Here is a 400-nt window from a genome sequence, read left to right as displayed (position 1 = left end):
CAATGGGCCTTTTCAGGCCCATTGTTACTTAGCTCTAGTATTCTCCTGCCCTGATTGACGGTGTTCTTGTTACTTCGGAGTTAATGATTGAAGAGGGATTGCTTCTCACTTTAACCGCGGATTCTTTCACACTGTTTAACCACTCATCCCCTGATCCTCCCCGCTCATCGGAGTCCGGCTGACATTCCCGTAAGTCGAGCTATCCTGAAAAAGAGTGTTAAATCGTGTCCATTGATTGGACGAGGCCTTATGAAACGTATCGGACAGAAATTGTCTTCCCGTGCCTCACGGCGTCCTCAGGGCGGTTTCACGCTGATTGAGTTTATGATCGTGGTTATCCTGCTGGCGGTCGTTGCAGCCGTTGCTGTACCGGGATTCCAGGCTCTGGTGGAGAATAGTC

The 400-nt window shown here is 50.0% G+C and carries 1 protein-coding gene; it reads left to right on the top strand.

What is annotated here, in order from left to right:
* Positions 1 to 249 precede the first annotated feature (249 nt).
* Positions 250 to 400, top strand: a 151-nt coding sequence (locus tag FY251_RS24085) for a prepilin-type N-terminal cleavage/methylation domain-containing protein (RefSeq protein ID WP_148417019.1), incomplete at its 3' end; no start/stop codon positions are given.

The sequence above is a fragment of the Haloferax sp. KTX1 genome (genome assembly GCF_902410085.1).
Taxonomy (GTDB): domain Archaea; phylum Halobacteriota; class Halobacteria; order Halobacteriales; family Haloferacaceae; genus Haloferax; species Haloferax massiliensis.
Note: the sequence above shows the minus strand (reverse complement) of the source record. Positions and strands in the feature narration are given on the sequence as shown.